The following is an 18,858-nucleotide window of genomic DNA, read 5'->3' as shown; positions in this document are numbered from 1 at the left end:
CAGGCTGTTGCCCATTGATAAGCAAGCAGACCATAATAGTTAGCAGAACTAATTAGCACTGCTAAGGAACGTCAGCAGGAGGCGCACCCGCATACATGTCACCCACCCAAACGAAGAACACTGCAACCGCAGACCCCACCACGCCCGATACCCTCGCCATCGAGCTCCGCACCGCCGTGATGCGTACTTCACGCCGGCTCCGCGTTGAGGCAACGGGCGACATCATCACCCCCGGGCAATACACGGTCCTGGCCCTGCTGAACGGCAGCGGCCCCAGCACGCTCCGGGCACTTGCCGAGAGTGAGCACGTCCAGGCCCCGTCCATGACCAGGATCGTCAACGCGCTCGCCGACCAGGGCTTCGTCACCAGGAGCGCAGACCCCGACGACGGGCGGCAGGTCCGCGTGGACATCACGGATGCGGGAAGGACGGTCCTCGCCGAGGCACGGAGCCAGCGGACGGCCTGGCTGGCCCAGCGCGTGGCCGGGCTCAGCGAGGACGACAGGCTTACCCTCAGCCGGGCGGCCCGCATCATGCAGGAAATGAGCGGCAAATGAGCGCGATGTTCCGGGCCCTCGAAAACCCCAACTACCGCATCTGGGCCAGCGGTGCGATCGTTTCCAACATCGGCACCTGGATGCAGCGCGTGGCCCAGGACTGGCTGGTCCTGACCGTTCTCACCGACCACTCAGGCGCCGCCGTCGGCCTCACCACGGGCCTGCAGTTCCTGCCCATGCTGCTGTTCGGCCCTTACGGCGGAGTCCTGGCTGACCGGTACCGGAAACGCATTATCCTCATGTGGACGCAGTTGGCCATGGCATCCACCGGCCTCGCCATCGGCCTCCTGGTGGTGACCGGCACCGCCCAACTGTGGCATGCGTACGTGGCGGCCTTCTGCCTGGGCGTTGCCAGTGCCGTGGACGCACCGGCGCGCCAGGCCTTCGTCTCGGAACTGGTGGGGCAGGAGAACATCTCCAATGCGGTGGCCCTGAATTCCGCCTCCTTCAACACCGCCCGGCTCACAGGCCCCGCGATCGCGGGGGTGCTTATCGCCTGGGTGGGAACGGGCCCGGTGTTCCTGCTCAACGCGGCGAGCTTCGCGGCCGTCCTGGTCTCGCTGTTCAGGATCCGCATTACCCAGCCCGCCCCGGTGGCAAAGGGCGAGCGGAACAAGCACCAGGTGGTTGAGGGCATCCGCTACGTGCGCCGAAGGCCGGACTTGATGCTGATCATGGTCCTGGTGGGCGTCCTGGGCGCGTTCGGCATGAACTTTCCCGTCATCAACTCGCTGATGGCCACCACCGAATTCCGCATGGGCCCGGGTGAATTCGGGCTTCTCGGTTCCATCATGGCGGTGGGCACCCTGGCCGGCGCCCTCCTGGCGGCCCGCAGGTCCCGTCCTCGGCTGAGGTTCCTGCTGGGCGGGGCGCTGGGCCTGGGTGTCTTCACCATCCTGGGCAGCGTCGCGCCGTCTTTCTGGGCCTACGCTGCCCTCCTCATTCCCGTGGGGCTGGCGTCCATCACGTTCCTGAACAGCTGCAATACCAGCATCCAGCTGTCCGTGGAGCCACAGTTCCGCGGTCGCGTGCTGGCCCTGTACCTGGCCATCCTGCAGGGCGGCACCGCCCTGGGTTCACCGCTGGTCGGTTGGATCGGGAGCCAGTTCGGCGCCCGCTGGTCCGTGGCCGCAGGCGGGATCGTGGTGCTGCTGGCTGGTGTCGCAGCCGTCATCGCGGTAACCAGGCGGAACCGGCTCACCCTCCGCGCCGCCCTGCGGCTGGCGCTGGGGCGGCGCCAGCCCGCCGTTTGAATTGGCTGGCGGGGGAAGGAACAGACGGCTTATTTGGGCCGTGGGCCGGTCCCCCAATGTCACACGTTACCGACCCACGGCAGTCTTAGTCCCCCGAAGCGGGCGGGAGGGCCAGCCGGCGCGTGAGTTCGTCGTCGACGAGGCATCGGAGAGCGGACGCGTGGTCCGGTTCGGTGGAGGAATCTTGGCCGACGAGCGCGTGGCGCAGCAGGAGCAGGTCGGCGGCCGGGACGAGCGGCCAGCGCCGGAAGGCATGGAACACCCTGCCCTGTGAGCTGGTGCCGGGACGGATCCTCCCGGAAGGTGGCTGGTCAGCAGCGGCGTCCATCAGTGGCCCCCATGAGTAACTTGCCAGCTGACTGCTCAACCACGGGTATGCACAAGATACCCAGAACACAGCGGATAAGCCACCGGTTTTTACAACACGTGGACTTATGACGGAAGCTTGGTGACGATATCCACGGAGATTTCCACCGCCGGGACCGTCCCCCTGTTCTCCAGCCAGTGGGTGGTGTTCCGGTCCTCCGGCCAGCCCACTCCGGGCCCATAGTCCGTGGCGGCGCCGTCGCGGTGGTCGGTGATGGTTCCCTGCAGGATAAAGACGGTTCCGGGTCGCCCCACATGGTCATGGAGGGGCCCGAAGACCCCGCCGGGGTCGATCGTCACCATCCGCATCCGCAGCTGCCGGCCTTCCATCCCGTCAATCTCGCCGTCAAGGTCTACGGCCGCCAGCAACTCCACCGAGACGCCTTTTGTCTCCGGAACCATGTCTTCCGCGCCCATTCCCGTGCCTTCCTTTCAGGCCGCTTACGACGGCGGCGCCGGCCTGCCGCTGCCACGCACCCGGGTGCGGGTGCTTCGGGCGGCACGTGCCGGCGTCGTACTTATGGCTTTGCTGCCAGGTGATTGAGTATGCGCCTGTGCAAGGCGGATGGCTACGTGACGGGGATCGAGGAAATGTTCAGGATGTTGCCCTCGCTGTCGAGGAACCACGCACCCTTGCCCATGCCTTCCATCGTTGCGATGCCGTTCTCGGTCTTGAGTCCCGGCATGTCGTACTCCTCAAAGACGACGCCGCGGCCCCGCAGTTCCTCCACTTCCTTTTCGACGTCATCGACGCCCCAGGACATCTGGGTGTTCTTGGCGGAACCGGCGTTGTCCGTCTGGTAGAGCAGGAAGCCCGTTCCCTTGCCGCAGCGGTAGATAAGGTTGTCGTTTTCGACCGTCTGGACCGGCTCCAGTCCCAACTTGTCCCGGTAAAACTCCCGTGCCCGGTCAATATCCTTGGCCGGCAGCACAGCCATGATTTCCCTATCCTTGAGCATGACAATTCTCCTTGTGCATTTAGTGGCGTTGCTCTCCCCCTGAAACAGTCCGGCCGTCCCGGCCGGGCCTCGTGGCCGTCCTTCCCGCCGATTGCCGGGGCGGCCACCTGGAACCCCTGGTTCCGCCGTGGCACAGGACAGCGGCGGGAGGTTCCCGAAGTCTACGAGGCCATTATGGAACCGAATTACCGGGGACGAAATAGGGGAATTTTATGGAATGCCGGGCCGCCGGCCGGCGCTTATTTCCGGGCCGAGCGCGCCGCTTTTCGGAACGCCGCGCCGGCAACAGAAACCAATGGGACAAGGCACACCAGCATGGCGATGGTGTTGGGGCGGAAGACCGCGCGCCCATTCACGGTCCGGTACACGCCCAACGGGACAACGAAACCGCCGCCCCCGCCGCCCGATGCCCCCTGGTCCGATTCCGTGCCGCCGCCAAAACCGAAGGACACCAGCGCCACCGGCACAATGTCCTCCCCGCCCACATTCACGGGAGAGCCGTACGCGCGGGCAACGCCCATGTTCTTGAAGGAGTCTGCGAGGGAGGAGAGAGTATCAGCCATGGCACCACGCTATGCACTGGCGCGGCCGGCTGGAAGGACCATAGGTCCCGCCGTCGTCCTGCGCCCTATTTCCGTATTTCCGCCATCCGCAGCCGGACGATGTCAGCGAGGACGTCGTCCGGCACTGGATGGTCCGCCGTGAAGCGGATGGTCCCCTTGGACAGGGAGTACCCCTCCAGCCGGCCGGCCACTGCCTCCACCACCGCGGAGGAGAACGGGAAAACCGAGAGGTGCTTTGCTGCGGCCACGGCCGCCACCAGCGGTTTGCCGTCCAGTTTGAGGGCGGGCATGCCGTAGCTCATGCCCTCCGTGGCGTCGGGAGCCAGGGACCGCGCAATCTCCACCACGTGCTGAAGGCAACTGCGGTCCGGTCCGTCAATCCTGTCCAGGGCTTCGTCAACGACACCCATGTGGCGGCCTCAGCTCTTTCGTGCCGCCACTGTGGCAGCCAACGCGGCCAGGCCGCGTTCGAAATCGGCGCCCACCATCTTGTCCATGTTCATGAACAGTGCAAACACCCTCCCCAGGCCCTTGTTCTCGCCGGTCATCCGCCAGGTCACTTCGGTGCCGCCCGGGGCAGGGGTGAACGTGAAGGTGGTGGGGTTCAGGGCCTTGAAGGGCTTGGTGAACTGCAGCCGGATCCGGACCAGATTCGACGGCACCGACTCCTCGATCTCCATGGTGCCGCTGCCCGCCTTGCGGTTGCCGCTCCACTCATACCCGGCCCCCGTGCCTGCTTCAGTGCCGAAGTAGCGGCGGCTCATGCGGGGGTCGATGGTCTCCCAGGGGGACCAGGCAGTCCATTCGTGGAAGTTGTTGACGAGCGGAAAGATGTCTTCGGCGGCGGCAGGGATGACGGAACTGCGGCGGACTTCAAAAGTGGACATGGGCCAAGCATAGGGGCGGGAACCGCCGCGGTTAAGGGAGGACCACGTTCACCGGGTCCTTGCCCTCCAACAGCAGCCCGATCTGCTTCCTGAGCAACCGGACCATCCGGGGGAACATGGCCGAACTGGCGCCGCCCACGTGCGGTGTGATGAGCACGCCGGGAGTGGTCCAGAGCGGATGGTCGGCGGGCAGCGGCTCCGGATCGGTGACGTCCAGCGCGGCCCGGAGCCGTCCGCTTGCGGTCTCTGCCAGCAAGGCCCCGGTATCCGCCACCGGGCCGCGGGCCACGTTGACCAGCAGGGCCCCGTCCGGCATGGCCGCCAGGAACTTCGCATCCACCAACTGCTTGGTGTCTTCGCCCAGGGGGACGCTGACCACCACAATCTCGTGCAGCGGCAGCTGCTGGTACAGCGAATCGATCCCGAGGATGGTCCCGCGCTCATCGTCGCGGGCGCGGCTGGCCATCCGGGTGACGTCGGTTTCGAACGGCAGGAGCCGGGCCTCGATGGCCTTGCCCACTCCCCCGTAACCCACCAGCAGCACGCGCCGGTCCGCCAGGCTGGGCCGCTGGCTGTTGTCCCACGTACCGGTTTCCTGGTTCCGGACAAAGTCCGGAATGCCGCGCTGGGAAGCAACCATCATCCCCACGGCGAGCTCCGCCGTCGAGGTTTCATGGACTCCCGCCGCGTTGGCGAAGGTGACGCCGGCGGGCAGCACCGAGGCGACGCCGTCGTACCCGATGGACTGGCTCTGCACCAGGCCGACGTCCACGCCCTCCAGTGCGGCGAGCGCCGCCGGTTTGCCCATGTAGCCGGGCACCAGCAGGTCCAGCCGGCCGTCCGGCGCCGGCCCGGTGAGGTCCCACAGGACAAAGTCGACGCCGTCAATCGGCGCCAGTGCGTCCAGCAGGTCCCGGGACGGCAGGCACACGCGCAGGCGGGCCGTCATGCGGCAACCATCAGCTTGACGTTGGCGGCGCGCAGGGCTGTCTCGATCTCCCGCGGCGGCGGAGCGTCCGTGACCAGGATGTCCACCGCGTCGAACGCCGCCAGCCGCGCCAGCGCGTACCGCAGCATCTTCTGGTGGGTTGCCACCACCACTACCTGTTCCGCTGAATTCATAAGGGCGATCTTAGTGGCGCGCTCCACGTCGCGCTCAATATAGAACGCCTCGTCATGGATGCCGCTGACGCCAATAAAGGCTGTCTTGGCACGGAGTCCGGAGGCGGCGCTGACGGTCATCGGTCCGTTGAACGCCTGGCTGTCCAGCAGCAGCTCCCCGCCCAGGCAGATGGTGCGCGCCGCCGTCAGCTGCAGGCAGCGCTGGATGGCGGGCGCGGAGTGCGTGATGATGGTGCCGGTGAACGACGTGGGCAGTTCCTGCGCGATCTGGTACGTCGTGGTGCCGGCATCAAGGATGATGGCATCCCGTTCGCCAATCATCGAGAGGCACACCCTGGCCACCCGAAGCTTCGCGTCCGCGTGCTCCCGGACGCGCGCGGCGAAGTTCGCGTTCTGGCCATGACCGTCCACGGCGCTGACGCCGCCGTGGACCACCCGGGCCAGTCCGCGCTTGGACAGCACCCGGGTGTCCCTCCGCACCGTCATGTCGGAGACGGCAAAGGTCTCCGCCAGATCATTTGTTGAAATGAACCCCCGGCGGCCCAGCTCATCGAGGATGGTGCGCTGGCGGGGTGTCAGCGGCGCCTCTTTATCTGCGGTGCCCATTGGCTGTTCTCCCTCCCCCGTGCGCCGGGCAGGAGCCTGGCGGGATGTTGCAATTCCAACATGTATCTTCTTATGAACGTACCCCGAGGGCGGCATTGCCAAGCTCAACGGGGCGTCCTTCCGTAATAGAGCGTTCGGCGGCCAGGCCCATGCGTACGGACTGCAGTCCGTCCGCAATGGTGACTTCCACCGGCCCCTCGCCCAGGATGGCCTTCCGGAAGCCCTGGTGCTCATAGTAGGTGGAGCCGTGGTGCGCGCCGGCCGCCAGGACAGCCTCATCCACCGGAACCTCGTGCTTTTCGGGACCCAGCGGGGACCGTGGGCTGAATTCAACCGTCGCTTCAGCGTGGTCACCGGGAATCCAGTGGTTGGCGGCCACCGGGATGAGGGTTTCAATCTTGGCAGCATCCCCAACAATGGAGATGCGTTCCTGGAACTTGGATCCCTCGGCGAACATGGACAGCTCCAGCATGGCGCGGCGGCCGCCCTTGAAATCGACGATCACATAGGCGTTGTCCAGCATGTCCGACACCCGGCCGTCGTAGACCTCATCCATGTGGTTCACGTCGTGGCCGCCGCTGGCGAAGACGCGTACGGGCTCGTCCTGCAGGATCAGGCGCATCAGGTCAAAGAAGTGGCAGCACTTTTCCACCAGCGTCCCGCCGGTCCGTTCCGCAAAGCGGTTCCACGCATCCACCTTGTGCAGGAACGGAAAGCGGTGCTCCACGATGGAGAGCATGTGGATGTTGCCCAGCTTGCCGCCATGCGCCGCCTGGATGATCTCCTGGACCGGCGGCATGTACCGGTATTCCATGGCCACCCACACCGGGGCCGGGTAGCTGCCGGCCAGCGCCTCCAGTTCGTCCGCCTGCTCCGCCGTGGTGCACACGGGCTTCTCCACGAGGACCGGAAGGTTGGTCCCGCTGGCGAAGATGTCCTTGAGGATGCCCAGGTGGGTGTCGTTGGGGCTGGCAATCACCAGCGCGTCCACCAGGCCCGAGGCCAGCAACTCCTGGTGGGAAGGGAAAGTCCGCACCTCATGGCCGATCTCCTTCACCGTCTCTTCCAGTGAAGAGGGTGTGGGATCCGAGACTGCGGTGATGCGGCTTCCCGGGATCAGGGCAAGGTTCCGGACGTGTTCGCGTGCCATATGGCCCGCTCCAATGAGGCCATACCGGATGGTCCGGACCGATTCCGCAGTAGGCAATGACATGAGCTGCTCCGTTTCTCTACGTTGAGTGGGCGGGACCGCGGCGTTGCATCCCAAACACAACTATACAGAAAGTGTTGTTTTTCCAACATGCTATGTGTATATTTCTTCAGTATCAGCCGGAACTACAACGAGGTGGAACGTGCCCCAACCGTCAACCGGAACCCTGCTCTTCGTAGGCTGCGCCACTCTTGACGCCATCGCCCTGGTGCAGGATTACCCTGCCGCGGACAGCCGCACCGTCGCCACGGACTTTGCCACGGCGGGCGGCGGACCCGCCGCCACGGCAGCCGTAGCGGCCGCCCGCGCCGGAGCCAGGACGGCCTTTGCCGGCGTCCTGGGAACCGACGAAGAAGGGGACCGCATCGTCAGCGGCCTTCAGGCAGAAGGCGTGGACACCTCCGCCGTGATCCGCGACGCCGGCGTCAAGACCGGTGCCAGCGTGATCGTGGTCAGCAGGGCCACCGAAAGCCGGGCCATCGTCACCCGTCCGGTCCCGCCGGTCAGCTTCCCCGGGGACAGCCGCTTCTCCGAACTGCTCCAGTCAGCGGCCTGGGTCCACACGGACCACCTGGGCTGGAACGCGGTGGCCAATGCCCCCGCGCGGCCGGCCGGCCTGGCCATCAGCGTGGACGCCGGCAACCCCATCCCCGCCTTCAGCCCCCGCGGCGTGGCCCTGTACGTCCCCACCATCGAAAGGCTCCGCGCAGAATACGGCGAGGACCTCTCCCCTGAGTCGCTGCTCCGGAAGGCAATTGACGACGGCGCCTCCGCCGTCGTCGCCACCGCCGGCTCCGAAGGTGCCTGGGTTTTGGAACGCGGCGCCGAACCCGTCCACGTCCCGGCCACGCCCGCCACCATCGTGTCCACCCTCGGTGCCGGCGACGTCTACCACGGCGCCCTGCTCGCCGCCGTCGCTGCCGGACTTCCACTGGTGGAAGCCGCCGTATTCGCCGGGCGCACCGCCTCCGCCTCCTGCGGCGGACTGGACGGCCGGTCCGCCATCCCGCACCAAACCGTCAATCTTGTCCCAGCGTCCAACTGACCACCGAAAGAAGCCACCCCATGAGCCATACCGACCTCTCCCCGCTCCAGCGCCCCTCAGGCGCCTTCGCCATGCTGGCCGTGGACCAGCGCGAAGCCATGCGGAACATGTTCGCCGAACACACCGACCAGCCCGTCACGGACCAGGACCTGCGCGACTTCAAGCTTGAAGCGGCCCGGATCCTGACCCCGTACGCCTCCGGCATCCTGATCGACCGTCAGTTCGCCCTGGACCAGGCCATCGAAGCCGGCGTCGTGGACCCCAACTGCGGGCTCATCGCCTCCGCCGACCACTTCGAATCCGCCCACGGCGAGCTCGTTGGCGAGGTCACCATCGACCGGCTGGTGGATCCGCAGAAGTACGCGGCCCTGGGGGTGAAGGCCCTCAAGCTGCTGGTCCTCTACCGCCCGGACGAGCCCGCCGAAGGCCGTGTGGCCATGGTCCGTGAATTCGTGGAAAGCTGCCGGTCCGCCGGACTGATCAGCATCATCGAGCCCGTCTCCCGCAAGCCCCTGGCCGGCGGCGACTTTGACTGGGATGCCGGCATCCTGGCCGCAGCCAAGGAACTCGGAAGCCTGGGCGCCGACCTCTACAAAGCGGAGGTCCCCTTCCACGGCCAAGCCCCCGAAGACCAGGTCCGCGCCGCCTGCGCCGAACTGACCAAGGCCATCGACGGCCCCTGGGTGGTCCTGTCCTCCGGCGTCCCCGAGGACGTCTTCCCGGATGCCGTTCGGTGGGCCTGCCTGGAAGGCGCCAGCGGCTTCCTCTCCGGACGCGCCGTCTGGGCATCCTGCATCGGTGCCCCCGACGTCGTCGAATCCCTCTCCACCGACGCCGTCCGCCGGCTGCAGCGCCTCTGCGCCGTCGTTGACGACGTCGTCTCCGCGCAGAGGACGCACGCGTAGCCATAAGTGGCGCGCACCAACGTCCTGACCGGGGCAGACCCTTTCCGCAGTAAGCAAACAAGGCACACCAAACACTCAACGAGGAGATTATTGTGAGTCAGATTTCACGCAGGCAGGCAGTCGCCCTTCTGGGAGCCATGGGCTTCGGCGCCGCTGCGGCAGCGTGCGCCGGGCCCGGCGGTTCCACCAGACCTGGCGGTGCAACCGGACCGGCGGCACCCTCCACCGGCGCCGTGACCGGCAGGGTGTCGTTCGCCCACTGGCGCGGCGAGGACAAGGCCGTGTTCGACGAACTCATCAAGCGCTTCGCCGCCCAGCACAACGGCGTGGAGGTTGCCCAGGACATCTCCACCTCCAACGACTACAACGCCCAGGCCCTCCAGAAGCTGCGCGGCGGCTCGATCGGCGACGCTTTTGCCACCTTCCGCGGCGCCCAGTTCAAGAACTTCACCGAAGCCGGCATCTACACCGAGCTCAAGGACAGCAAGGCGGTGGGCAACTACCAGAAGGGGCTGCTGTCCGCGGGCCGGAACGGCGACAGCCAACTGGGCCTGCCCTACCAGGTGGTGTTCCCCATGCCCATGGCCAACGTGGATCTCTTTGATAAGGCCGGTGCGGAGATCGCCCCCAAGAACTGGGATGCGTTCCTGGGCATGTGCGAGAAGCTGGCCTCCGCCGGTGTCATCCCCATCTCCTGGCCGGGCGGCGATGTTGGAAACGGCGGCCAGCTGTTCAACTGCATGATTGCCAACAACGCCCCCGTTGACGACATGTGCGCCCAGATCGAACAGGGCAAGCTCAAGTGCACCGACGACTGGTTCATCAAGATGCTCAACCAGTACAAGGACCTGAAGCCCTTCGTTCAGCCCAACGCCACCGGCACCGCCGTGGAACCGGCCCAGAACCTGTTCTCCCAGGGCAAGGCCGCCATGCTGGCCACCGGCTCCTACCACATCGCCGCCGTGCGGGGACTCGGCGCCAAGTTCCCCATCGACCTGGTGTTCCCCAACACCACTTCCGACGGCAACGGCAAATACGAGGGCGCCTACAACGCCACGTTCATCCTCGGCGTCAACTCGGCCAGCAAGAACCAGGCCGCCGCAGCAGCCTGGATCGATTTCCTCTCCGAGCCCGAAAACGCCGGCTACTACGCCAACCAGACCGCCCAGCACGTGTCCGTGGACAAGGTGGAGTACACCAACCCGGACCTGAAGCGGCTGAGCCCCTGGCTGCAGAAGAAGACGGCGCTCGCAGCCCGCTTCCAGTTCCAGAACCTCGACGTCCGCAATGCGGTGGAGGCCAGTGCCACGGCCGTCATCTCCGGCACCAGCCCGGAACAGGCAGCCGCCGCCGCCCAGAAGATTGTTGATGAACGGCTATGAGCATCCATCCCGGAACCGCAGCCAAGGGCAAGGCGCCGGAGAGCCAAACCTCCGCCAACGCCCCCAAGGTGCGCCGGCGCTCCCCCACCCGGGTGAATCCGGCACTGTACCTCTTCCCACTGCCCGCCGTCGCCGTCGTCGCCTTCTTCCTGGTGATGCCCACGCTGCAGGCCTTCCAGTACGCCATCACGGACTGGAACGGCTTCTCGGCGGCCTTCAACTACGTGGGCCTGGACAACTTCATCCGTGCGTTCACCAAGGACTCGCTGTTCACCAATGCCCTGACCAACAACCTGAAGTTCGTGCTGCTGGTGGTCATCGCCCAAACGGCGTTCTCGCTGGTCCTGGCACTGCTCCTCACCCGGAACTCACGCGGCAGCATCCTGCTCCGCGCCCTGTTCTTCTTCCCCACCATCCTGTCCTCGGTGTCCGTGGCCTTCATCTGGAAGTTCATCTACGACCCCAATTTCGGCCTGGCCAACTCGGTCCTCAGAACCGTGGGGGTGGACGGCGGGGCCTACCTCGGCAATGACGCCCAGGCCCTCTACTGGGTTGCTGTCACCCAGGTGTGGTTCCATTCCGGCCAGATGATGGTGGTCTATATCGCGGGGCTGCAGGCCATCCCCAGGGAACTCTACGAAGCAGCCGAAATGGACGGCGCCAACAAGTGGCAGCAGTTCAAGTCCATCACCTGGCCATTCGTGGCCCCGGCCACGTCCATTGTGGTGGCCTACACCACCGTCCAGTCGTTCAAGGCATTCGACCTGATCCTCGGTATCGCGGGCAACCCGCCCAAGGCTGCCCTGGACATCCTGTCCACCCGCATTTACAGCACCTTTGCCAACTCGGAGTTCGGCTACGCCGCCGCCCAGTCGATCATCTTCATGGCGATGATCGCCCTGGTCACCTGGCTTCAGCGCCGACTGCTCCGGCTGACCCCGAAGGGGGAATAGCAGCATGCTCGCCTCACTAAGCCGCCGCGCCATCCTGGCCATCTATGCGGTCATCATCATCGTTCCACTGACCGTGGTGGCGTTCGGCAGTTTCAAGTCCACGCAGGAACTGTTCGCCGGGCCATTCAGCCTGCCGCACTCCCTCTCCGCCGACAACTTCGCGGAAGTGGTGGGCGGCCAGAACCTGGGCTCATCCTTCATGAACAGCGCGATCGTCACGGGTATCTCCGTGCCGCTCACCCTGTTCCTTGCCAGCCTGGCCGGCTACGCAGTGTCCCGGCTGAAGGGATTTATGGCCTGGGCCATCTTCGGGTTCCTGGTCCTGGGCATGGCCATCCCGGCGCAGGCCAACATGGTGCCGCTCTATGTGCTCTTCGGCCGGCTTGGCCTGCTGGACAACCTGGCCGGCCTGGTCGTGGCCAACGTGGTCTCCACGCTGCCCATCGCCGTGTTCATCCTGGGCGGGTTCATGCGGACCCTGCCCAAGGAACTCTACGAGGCCAGCTCCATCGACGGCAGCGGACCGTGGAAGACCTACTTCTCCATCGCCCTGCCGCTCTCGGCGCCCTCCATCGCCGCAGCCGCCATCTTCCTGTTCGTCATCCACTGGAACGAGTTGCTGTACCCGCTGCTGTTCATCCAGTCCCCCGGCAACCGCACCCTGCCGCTGGCTCTGCTGAGTTTCCAGGGCGAGTTCCAAACCAACTACCCGCTGCTGTTCGCCGGCGTGATCCTGGCATCCCTGCCCGTCGTCATCGCCTACGTCTTCCTGCAGCGCTACTTTGTAGCCGGCATCACCGCCGGCGCGAGCAAGGGATAAGGAACCAGGCCCCGGGCCCGGCTTTGGCGGCCGCCCGGAACTGCCGAATCTTTTCCCAGCCCTACGAAAGGCACAATCCATGAACCTCAAATCCGCCCGGCACCTCATTAGCGGCACCTGGCACACCTCCGGAACCGCCAAGGACGTGATTGACCCGGGCAACGGCACCACCGTGGGAGAGGTGGCCTGGGGCACGGCCGACGATGCCACCAAGGCCGCCGACGCCGCCGCGGAGGCCTTCAATTCCTGGTCCGGCTCCACCGTCCGCCACCGGGCAGACCTGCTCCGCAACGCCGCCGACCTCCTGGCAGAACGCCGCGACGAACTGGCCCACACCCTGGCACTCGAAGCCGGCAAACGGCTTCCCGAAGCGCAGGGGGAGGTGGACTTCTCCGTGGAGTACTTCCGCTGGTTCGCGGAGGAGGCGCGCCGGGCCACCGGCACCGTCAGCCCGCCTGAACTGCGTGGCCGCCGCCATCTGAGCCTGCGCAAACCCATCGGAGTGGCGCTCAGCCTCACCCCCTGGAACTTCCCGGTCTCCATCCAGGCGCGGAAGCTCGCCGCGATGCTGGCCGCAGGCTGCACGGTGGTGGGCCGGGTGTCTGAGAAGGCGCCGCTGGCTGCCACGGGACTGTTCGAAGTCCTGCACGACGCCGGCTTCCCCGCCGGCGTGGTCAACGTGGTCCACGGCCCCTCCCGTGACATCACCGCCGCCCTGATGTCCCACCCCGCGGTCAGGGCCGTCAGTTTCACCGGATCCACCGGCGTGGGCCGGCAGATCATGGCCTCAGCCTCGGAACGCGTGGTCCGGCCGCTGCTGGAGCTGGGCGGCAACGCACCCTTCATCGTGTTCGAGGACGCCGATTTGGACGCCGCCGTCGACGGTGCCGTCCTGGGCCGGCTCCGCAACACGGGCCAGTCCTGCGTTGCCGCCAACCGGTTCCTGGTCCAGGAGGGCATCGCGGAAGAGTTTGCACAGAGGCTGGGCGCCCGCTTTGATGCGATGAGCATCGGCCACGGCGTTCCCGACGGCGGCGCACCGGTTCCGGAGCTCGGTCCCGTTATCGACGCCGAAAGGGTGGCCGCGGTTCAGTCCCTGGTGGACGACGCACTCAGCCGGGGCGCCCGGCAGGTCACCCAGCGCACCGACGTCCCGGCCAAGGGGTCCTTCCTGGCACCCACCCTGCTGGCGGACGTCCCGGACGACGCACGCCTGGTGACCGAGGAAGTCTTTGGCCCCGCGGCCGGCGTCGTCACCTTCTCCTCCGACGAGGACGCCATCAGGAAGGCGAACGCCACCGAGATGGGCCTGGCTGCCTACGTGTGGACCAGCAGCGCCAAGCGCGGCTGGGACATTCCCGAACGCCTCGAAGCCGGCATAGTGGGCGTCAACGATCCCCTGCCCTCCGTTGCTTTCGCTCCCATGGGCGGCGCCAAGCAGTCGGGCCTGGGCCGGGAAGGATCAAGCCTGGGCCTCGAAGAGTTCGAGGAGGTCCAGTACGTGGCCTGGCGGCCGTAAGTGCTGACCACCGGACTGGTGCTGGGCGCCGTCGTCATGGGCGCCGGGATGCAGCGGATCACCGGGATGGGCTTCGCCCTGGTGGCCGCGCCATTCCTGGTCCTGCTCCTGGGCCCGGTGGAAGGAGTAGTGCTGGTGAATGTGTGCGGCGCCGTGACGGCGGGCGCCATCATCTTCCGGGTGGTGCGGGACATCGACTGGAAGCGGTACCTGATGCTCGCGGCCTCGGCGCTGCTCGGCATTGTCCCGGCCGCATTCCTGATCCGGCTGGTCCCGGCGGCGGTCCTGGAAATTTCCATCGGGGTGATCCTCGCCGCCGGACTGACCATCCTGCTGGCCCTGAAGTCCGCCACGCTGCCGGCGCGCCGGCGGTACCTGCTCACCGCCGGCAGCCTGAGCGGGTTCATGAACACAGCGGCAGGAGTGGGCGGTCCAGCCGTCAGCATGTATTCCATCGCCACCCGGTGGCAGCACAAGTCCTTCGCGGCCACGATGCAACCGTACTTCTTCACCATCGGCGTCTTCTCGCTCATCTCCAAGGCGATCACCGCGCCCCAGACGTTCCCCGTGATGCCCCTGGCGATGTGGCTCGCCGTCGCCGTCGCCTGCCTGGCCGGCCTGGTTCTCGGCGACCTCGCCGCCAAGCACGTCCCCACCCGCGCAGCGCAGATACTGCTGATCGTCCTGGCCTACCTGGGCGCGGCCGCCACCATCATCCGCGGCATATCCGATGCCGTCGCCTGATCCGACATTTTTTCACCTGCACCAGCACCAGAGAGAGGAATTAACATGACGTGGCTCGACAGTGCCGCCCACGCACGATGGCTTGAGGCGGAGACGGACCGGCTGGTCCGCTTTGCCGAGGCCTCCAAGGTCCCCACCGGATTCGGCTGGCTGGACAACTACGGCAAGGTGTTCGCCGACAAGCCCACCCATCTGTGGATCACCGCCCGGATGACGCACAGTTTCGCCGTCGCCGCGCTGATGGGCAGGCCGGGTGCCGCGCTCCTTGTGGACCACGGCATCGCTGCGCTCAACGGCCCCCTCCACGACGATGAGTTCGGCGGCTGGTACGCCGAGGTGGACGCGAACGGCCCCGTGAACGATACGAAGTCCGGCTACCAGCATTCCTTCGTGCTCCTCGCCGCTGCCAGTGCCGTCGCCGCAGGGCGGCCAGGGGCCCGCGAATTGCTGGACGAGGCGCTCCGGGTGGCTGACACCAAATTCTGGGACCACCAGGCCAACATGTGTTTCGACTCGTGGAACCGGGAATTCACGGAAACCGAGGCATACCGTGGCGGAAACGCGAGCATGCATTCCGTGGAGGCATACCTCATTGTGGCCGATGTGACCGGGGAGAACCGCTGGCTCGAACGGGCCCTGCACATCGCCGAAGTGCTCATCCACAACTTTGCCCGCAACAACAACTACCGGGTGTTCGAGCACTTCGACCCGGAGTGGAACCCCATGCCGGAGTACAACACCGATGACCGGGCCAGCCAGTTCCGGGCGTACGGCGGCACCCCGGGCCACTGGGTTGAGTGGGCGCGCCTGCTCCTCCACCTCCGTGCCGGGCTCGAAGCCCGCGGCCTGGACGTCCCGGCCTGGCTGCTCGACGATGCGCGCGGCCTGTTTGACGCCGCCATCCGCGACGCCTGGGAACCGGACGGCCACCCCGGCTTTGTGTACACCGTTGACTGGGAGGGCAAGCCGGTGGTCACCACCCGCATCCGCTGGGTGCCCGCCGAGGCAATCGGGGGTGCGGCAGCCCTCTATATCGCCACGGGGGACCAGAAGTACGCGGACTGGTATGAGCGGATCTGGGACCATGCCCGTGACTGGTTCATCGACTACGAGCATGGGTCCTGGAAGCAGGAACTCGACGAGAACGGCAATGTCTCCTCCACCGTATGGTCAGGTAAGGCGGACATCTACCACCTGTGGCACTGCCTGGTGGTCCCCCGCCTTCCGCTGGCCCCCGGGCTGGCACCGGCGGTCGCGGCAGGATTGCTGGACATACGCCTTAACCAAACCCTGCAGGCCAGCGAATCAGCCGGCCTCTGATTCGGCACTTCGTCCCGGGCGGCACGCCCCCGGCTTGCCCCCGGAAACAGTCCTCCTGAACAATCCCCCTAAAACGACCCCCCTTCCGAAAGGACAGCGATGTCTGCCATCTCCCCCGAAGAATCACTCCTGCGCGTCGCCGCTGCGGACCATGAGCCCGTGACCCTGCACCTGGACGCCGCGCGGCCGACGGCGGTGCGCATCGAAGTGCAGGGCACCTGTACCTGCCAAGGCAGTGCGTCCGGCCGGCCGGGGTCGTACACGGACACCGATTTCGGCCGCAGGTAGGACTTCCTGACCGGAATCACGGTTCGGGGATCACGGCCGTGGACCAGGTTCGGGGAGCCTGGCAGCGGGTCCCGCACGGCAGGAGCGGGAGCACGATCCGGACAACGTGTCATGTCTGTGACAGACCCTTCGATCCGGTAAATTTAAGGGAGGAATTGTCAGGCGAGCAGCGCCGCATTCCACACCCTCCCCCTTGAATGGACGCTTCCCCCATGTCTTCCGCGATCCCTGCGCCGGAACCTGCCCGTTTTCCGTATGCCGCGATGGTGGTCCTCGCCACCATCGCTTTTACGGCCATCACCACTGAACTCCTGCCGTCCGGCCTGCTGCCCCAGATCAGCACCGGCCTGGGAGTGTCCGAGCCGGTGGCCGGCTACCTTGCCGCCGCCTACGCCGCCGTCATTGTTGTCACGGTGGTTCCGGCCGCCCGGATGCTGGGGAAGATTCCCCGCCACGCCCTGCTGGTTGGGCTGGTCCTGACCTTCGCGCTCAGCAACGCGATGGTGGGACTCGCACCGGATTTCACCGCCGCGATGATCGCGCGTTTGGTGGGCGGGCTGGCGCATGGGCTGCTGTGGACCACCATGGCGCCGTTCGTATCCCGCGTGGTCCCGGCGGACAAGGTGGGCAAGGCCCTGGCCATAGTGTTCAGCGGCAACAGCCTGGGCCTGGCCATCGGCGCTCCGGTGGGTACGGCTCTGGGCGTATTCCTGGGCTGGCGCGCAGCGTTCCTGGTGCTCGCCGGGTTCGGCGTGGTCCTGACCGTGCTGGCGTTCTGGCTGCTTCCCCGCGTCCGGCGCATTACCGATTCGGTCCGGCCGTCACTGCGCAGGGCCATCGGCCAGCCCGGCGTGAAGCCGGTGGCCACCGCCTGGCCGCTGCTGGTCCTGGCCCACTTCGCGCTGTTCACCTATATCGCGCCGTTCATCCGCGAGGCGGCCCTGCCGGACTACGCCATCAGCCTCTCGCTCACGGTACTGGGCGGGTCCGGACTGCTGGGTATTTGGATCGCTGGACTCACCGTGGACTCGCGTCCCCGCCGCTCGCTGCTCATCACGACGGCGGCCATCGCAGCATCGATGTTCCTCCTGCCCCTCGCCGTGGGGAACCTGCCCGCCGCCCTGGTGCTGATGACCATTTGGGGAGCCGGCCTGGGCGCGATCGGCATTTACAACCAGTCGGCGATCCTCCGGGCCGGCGGCGAATACAGTGAGGCCGCGAACGGGCTCACCGTCCTGACCATCCAGCTGGGCATCACCGTCGGGGCACTTTACGGCTCCGCGGCCCTGGTGGTTGGCGGCCCGCTGCTGGTCCCGGCGGCGGCGGCGATTCCTGTGGTTGCCGCCCTGGTGATCACCCTTGCCGGTAAGCGCTACGCCTACCCACCAGGCCCCCGTGAACGCATCTGGCTGGAGCCCCGGCCGGTGAAGGACACCGTCAAGGACCCGGCCTGACCCTGGGTCAGTCCCGGTGCTTGGCAACCGTGAACAGGAAGGTGGAGTCCTCCTCGGCGTGAAGGCTGTGCAGACCGGGCGGGACGATCAGCAGGTCGCCGGACTTGCCCTGCCAGGATTCCCCGCCGGCGCGGAGGCTGACGCAGCCCCGGATCACGAACACCGTGGCGTCGCCCGGATTCTGGTGCTCACTCAGCTGCGTTCCCGCGGTCATCGCCATGACCGTCTGCCGGAGGATCTTTTCGTGGCCCCCGTACACCGTGTCCGCAGCCCTTCCGTTCGGGGAGCCGATGGCTGCTTCGAGCTGCTGCCGGGCCAGCGCGTCAATAGATATCTTCTGCATGGGCCCAAGGCTACCCACGTGGTGGGGAGATGAACACGTGCCAAACGGCCTTCCGGTACGAGCGCGGGCGCCAGCGTCGGCGTGGGCGTCCAAGATCCCCCAATGCGGGGATGGAGCAGCCCGCAGGCGCAGCCCTACGCTGCAAGCATGAACGCCGCAGCGCAGGTCTTCGCGGTACTCGCCGCAGCCATCTACATCGTCGTGTTTCCAGTGGAGAGCTTCCTCCTCCGCCGTCACCGGTGGGCTCAGAAGTTCCTGAGCACGCCGCCGGAAAATGTGCGTGCAGTGATGATGTGGGCCATCCCCACCGGTTACAGGAACCTGGTGATTGCGCTGGGGGTGATCGCCGGAGTGGTTGCCGCCAACTCCGGGCAGCTCGTGGTGGGCTACACACTGGTGGTCTACTGCTGCGCCAACATGGTCCTCACCGCCCCCACCATGCTGCTCGCCGACATCCAGGGCCACTACCCAAGTAAATGGGAGAGTGTGCCGGGAACCCTCGCGGCCACCGTCCCGGCACTCGTTGCCTTGCTCCTGCTGCCGCTGGGGCCATAAGCGGGGC

At 66.6% G+C, this 18,858-nt stretch carries 23 protein-coding genes; 13 read left to right on the top strand and 10 right to left on the bottom strand.

Going from position 1 to position 18,858, the window contains the following annotated elements; genetic code table 11:
* The first annotated feature begins 95 nt into the window (after positions 1-95).
* Together LDO14_RS04865 and LDO14_RS04860 are read left to right on the top strand one after the other, a co-directional pair.
* Positions 96-557 carry a MarR family transcriptional regulator gene (locus tag LDO14_RS04865; RefSeq protein WP_018771337.1) on the top strand — a complete coding sequence of 154 codons (462 nt, stop codon included), beginning with the start codon at positions 96-98 and terminating at the stop codon, positions 555-557.
* On the top strand, positions 554-1,810 hold the full coding sequence (locus tag LDO14_RS04860; RefSeq protein ID WP_026266085.1) for an MFS transporter: 1,257 nt from the start codon (positions 554-556) through the stop codon (positions 1,808-1,810). The genes LDO14_RS04865 and LDO14_RS04860 overlap by 4 nt, the downstream gene beginning before the upstream one ends.
* 85 nt (positions 1,811-1,895) lie before the next feature.
* On the opposite strand, the gene LDO14_RS04855 is transcribed toward LDO14_RS04860, so the two are convergent.
* From LDO14_RS04855 to LDO14_RS04815, 9 genes are all read right to left on the bottom strand, one after another.
* The gene (locus LDO14_RS04855) at positions 1,896-2,138 is read right to left on the bottom strand and encodes a hypothetical protein (RefSeq protein WP_018771339.1); all 243 of its coding nucleotides are present in this window, start codon (positions 2,136-2,138) and stop codon (positions 1,896-1,898) included.
* A gap of 104 nt (positions 2,139-2,242) precedes the next feature.
* Complete coding sequence (locus LDO14_RS04850) at positions 2,243-2,593, bottom strand: cupin domain-containing protein (RefSeq protein ID WP_223993993.1); 351 nt, start codon at positions 2,591-2,593, stop codon at positions 2,243-2,245.
* A 152-nt stretch (positions 2,594-2,745) separates the two neighbouring features.
* Entirely contained in the window at positions 2,746-3,135 is a 390-nt protein-coding gene (locus tag LDO14_RS04845; RefSeq protein ID WP_018771341.1) for a VOC family protein, read from the bottom strand.
* A gap of 239 nt (positions 3,136-3,374) precedes the next feature.
* A complete protein-coding gene (locus LDO14_RS04840; RefSeq protein WP_026266086.1) occupies positions 3,375-3,698 on the bottom strand; it encodes a hypothetical protein in 324 nt (107 codons plus the stop codon).
* 65 nt (positions 3,699-3,763) lie between these two features.
* On the bottom strand, positions 3,764-4,108 hold the full coding sequence (locus LDO14_RS04835) for a DUF1801 domain-containing protein (protein ID WP_018771343.1): 345 nt from the start codon (positions 4,106-4,108) through the stop codon (positions 3,764-3,766).
* Positions 4,109-4,117: 9 nt separating this feature from the next.
* Positions 4,118-4,585: an SRPBCC family protein gene (locus LDO14_RS04830; RefSeq protein WP_018771344.1), complete on the bottom strand. Its 468-nt coding sequence runs from the start codon at positions 4,583-4,585 to the stop codon at positions 4,118-4,120.
* A gap of 31 nt (positions 4,586-4,616) precedes the next feature.
* Positions 4,617-5,534, bottom strand: coding sequence for a 2-hydroxyacid dehydrogenase (locus LDO14_RS04825; protein WP_018771345.1), 918 nt, complete (start codon positions 5,532-5,534; stop codon positions 4,617-4,619).
* The gene (locus LDO14_RS04820; RefSeq protein ID WP_223993991.1) at positions 5,531-6,313 is read right to left on the bottom strand and encodes a DeoR/GlpR family DNA-binding transcription regulator; all 783 of its coding nucleotides are present in this window, start codon (positions 6,311-6,313) and stop codon (positions 5,531-5,533) included. The genes LDO14_RS04825 and LDO14_RS04820 overlap by 4 nt, the downstream gene beginning before the upstream one ends.
* Before the next feature lie 70 nt (positions 6,314-6,383).
* Positions 6,384-7,526 (bottom strand): Gfo/Idh/MocA family oxidoreductase, encoded by a 1,143-nt coding sequence (locus tag LDO14_RS04815; protein ID WP_026266087.1) that lies wholly within the window; start codon positions 7,524-7,526, stop codon positions 6,384-6,386.
* Between the two features lie 139 nt (positions 7,527-7,665).
* Between LDO14_RS04815 and LDO14_RS04810 the strand changes: the two genes are divergently transcribed.
* From LDO14_RS04810 to LDO14_RS04765, 10 genes are all read left to right on the top strand, one after another.
* Positions 7,666-8,568, top strand: a complete 903-nt coding sequence (locus LDO14_RS04810) for a PfkB family carbohydrate kinase (protein WP_018771348.1) — start codon at positions 7,666-7,668, stop codon at positions 8,566-8,568.
* A gap of 20 nt (positions 8,569-8,588) precedes the next feature.
* A complete protein-coding gene (locus LDO14_RS04805; RefSeq protein WP_018771349.1) occupies positions 8,589-9,473 on the top strand; it encodes an aldolase in 885 nt (294 codons plus the stop codon).
* Positions 9,474-9,565: 92 nt separating this feature from the next.
* Positions 9,566-10,855, top strand: a complete 1,290-nt coding sequence (locus tag LDO14_RS04800; RefSeq protein ID WP_026266088.1) for an extracellular solute-binding protein — start codon at positions 9,566-9,568, stop codon at positions 10,853-10,855.
* A complete protein-coding gene (locus LDO14_RS04795) occupies positions 10,852-11,808 on the top strand; it encodes a sugar ABC transporter permease (protein ID WP_018771351.1) in 957 nt (318 codons plus the stop codon). The genes LDO14_RS04800 and LDO14_RS04795 overlap by 4 nt, the downstream gene beginning before the upstream one ends.
* 4 nt (positions 11,809-11,812) lie before the next feature.
* Positions 11,813-12,628 (top strand): carbohydrate ABC transporter permease, encoded by an 816-nt coding sequence (locus LDO14_RS04790; RefSeq protein WP_018771352.1) that lies wholly within the window; start codon positions 11,813-11,815, stop codon positions 12,626-12,628.
* A 79-nt stretch (positions 12,629-12,707) separates the two neighbouring features.
* On the top strand, positions 12,708-14,147 hold the full coding sequence (locus tag LDO14_RS04785) for an NAD-dependent succinate-semialdehyde dehydrogenase (RefSeq protein WP_018771353.1): 1,440 nt from the start codon (positions 12,708-12,710) through the stop codon (positions 14,145-14,147).
* The gene (locus LDO14_RS04780) at positions 14,148-14,891 is read left to right on the top strand and encodes a sulfite exporter TauE/SafE family protein (protein WP_018771354.1); all 744 of its coding nucleotides are present in this window, start codon (positions 14,148-14,150) and stop codon (positions 14,889-14,891) included.
* 45 nt (positions 14,892-14,936) lie between these two features.
* Positions 14,937-16,211 carry an AGE family epimerase/isomerase gene (locus LDO14_RS04775; protein ID WP_223993989.1) on the top strand — a complete coding sequence of 425 codons (1,275 nt, stop codon included), beginning with the start codon at positions 14,937-14,939 and terminating at the stop codon, positions 16,209-16,211.
* 99 nt (positions 16,212-16,310) lie between these two features.
* Positions 16,311-16,499, top strand: a complete 189-nt coding sequence (locus LDO14_RS04770; RefSeq protein WP_018771356.1) for a hypothetical protein — start codon at positions 16,311-16,313, stop codon at positions 16,497-16,499.
* Between the two features lie 212 nt (positions 16,500-16,711).
* A complete protein-coding gene (locus tag LDO14_RS04765; RefSeq protein WP_018771357.1) occupies positions 16,712-17,953 on the top strand; it encodes an MFS transporter in 1,242 nt (413 codons plus the stop codon).
* Between the two features lie 7 nt (positions 17,954-17,960).
* Here the strand turns inward: LDO14_RS04765 and LDO14_RS04760 are convergent, their stop codons facing one another.
* Positions 17,961-18,296 (bottom strand): cupin domain-containing protein, encoded by a 336-nt coding sequence (locus LDO14_RS04760; RefSeq protein ID WP_018771358.1) that lies wholly within the window; start codon positions 18,294-18,296, stop codon positions 17,961-17,963.
* Between the two features lie 147 nt (positions 18,297-18,443).
* Here LDO14_RS04760 and LDO14_RS04755 point away from each other — a divergent pair, with 147 nt between their 5' ends.
* The gene (locus LDO14_RS04755) at positions 18,444-18,851 is read left to right on the top strand and encodes a DUF1304 family protein (RefSeq protein WP_018771359.1); all 408 of its coding nucleotides are present in this window, start codon (positions 18,444-18,446) and stop codon (positions 18,849-18,851) included.
* Positions 18,852-18,858 lie beyond the last annotated feature (7 nt).

It is taken from the genome of Arthrobacter sp. NicSoilB11, assembly GCF_019977375.1.
In the GTDB taxonomy this organism is placed as follows: domain Bacteria; phylum Actinomycetota; class Actinomycetes; order Actinomycetales; family Micrococcaceae; genus Arthrobacter.
The sequence above is the reverse complement of the archived record's forward strand: the minus strand, read 5'-3'. Positions and strand labels throughout refer to the sequence as shown.

Coding starts and splice junctions, on each gene's coding strand:
- LDO14_RS04865 (WP_018771337.1), top strand. CDS start 96: ATGTCACCCACCCAAACGAAGAACACTGCAACCGCAGACCCCACCACG.
- LDO14_RS04860 (WP_026266085.1), top strand. CDS start 554: ATGAGCGCGATGTTCCGGGCCCTCGAAAACCCCAACTACCGCATCTGG.
- LDO14_RS04855 (WP_018771339.1), bottom strand. CDS start 2,138: ATGGACGCCGCTGCTGACCAGCCACCTTCCGGGAGGATCCGTCCCGGC.
- LDO14_RS04850 (WP_223993993.1), bottom strand. CDS start 2,593: ATGGGCGCGGAAGACATGGTTCCGGAGACAAAAGGCGTCTCGGTGGAG.
- LDO14_RS04845 (WP_018771341.1), bottom strand. CDS start 3,135: ATGCTCAAGGATAGGGAAATCATGGCTGTGCTGCCGGCCAAGGATATT.
- LDO14_RS04840 (WP_026266086.1), bottom strand. CDS start 3,698: ATGGCTGATACTCTCTCCTCCCTCGCAGACTCCTTCAAGAACATGGGC.
- LDO14_RS04835 (WP_018771343.1), bottom strand. CDS start 4,108: ATGGGTGTCGTTGACGAAGCCCTGGACAGGATTGACGGACCGGACCGC.
- LDO14_RS04830 (WP_018771344.1), bottom strand. CDS start 4,585: ATGTCCACTTTTGAAGTCCGCCGCAGTTCCGTCATCCCTGCCGCCGCC.
- LDO14_RS04825 (WP_018771345.1), bottom strand. CDS start 5,534: ATGACGGCCCGCCTGCGCGTGTGCCTGCCGTCCCGGGACCTGCTGGAC.
- LDO14_RS04820 (WP_223993991.1), bottom strand. CDS start 6,313: ATGGGCACCGCAGATAAAGAGGCGCCGCTGACACCCCGCCAGCGCACC.
- LDO14_RS04815 (WP_026266087.1), bottom strand. CDS start 7,526: ATGTCATTGCCTACTGCGGAATCGGTCCGGACCATCCGGTATGGCCTC.
- LDO14_RS04805 (WP_018771349.1), top strand. CDS start 8,589: ATGAGCCATACCGACCTCTCCCCGCTCCAGCGCCCCTCAGGCGCCTTC.
- LDO14_RS04795 (WP_018771351.1), top strand. CDS start 10,852: ATGAGCATCCATCCCGGAACCGCAGCCAAGGGCAAGGCGCCGGAGAGC.
- LDO14_RS04790 (WP_018771352.1), top strand. CDS start 11,813: ATGCTCGCCTCACTAAGCCGCCGCGCCATCCTGGCCATCTATGCGGTC.
- LDO14_RS04785 (WP_018771353.1), top strand. CDS start 12,708: ATGAACCTCAAATCCGCCCGGCACCTCATTAGCGGCACCTGGCACACC.
- LDO14_RS04775 (WP_223993989.1), top strand. CDS start 14,937: ATGACGTGGCTCGACAGTGCCGCCCACGCACGATGGCTTGAGGCGGAG.
- LDO14_RS04770 (WP_018771356.1), top strand. CDS start 16,311: ATGTCTGCCATCTCCCCCGAAGAATCACTCCTGCGCGTCGCCGCTGCG.
- LDO14_RS04765 (WP_018771357.1), top strand. CDS start 16,712: ATGTCTTCCGCGATCCCTGCGCCGGAACCTGCCCGTTTTCCGTATGCC.
- LDO14_RS04760 (WP_018771358.1), bottom strand. CDS start 18,296: ATGCAGAAGATATCTATTGACGCGCTGGCCCGGCAGCAGCTCGAAGCA.
- LDO14_RS04755 (WP_018771359.1), top strand. CDS start 18,444: ATGAACGCCGCAGCGCAGGTCTTCGCGGTACTCGCCGCAGCCATCTAC.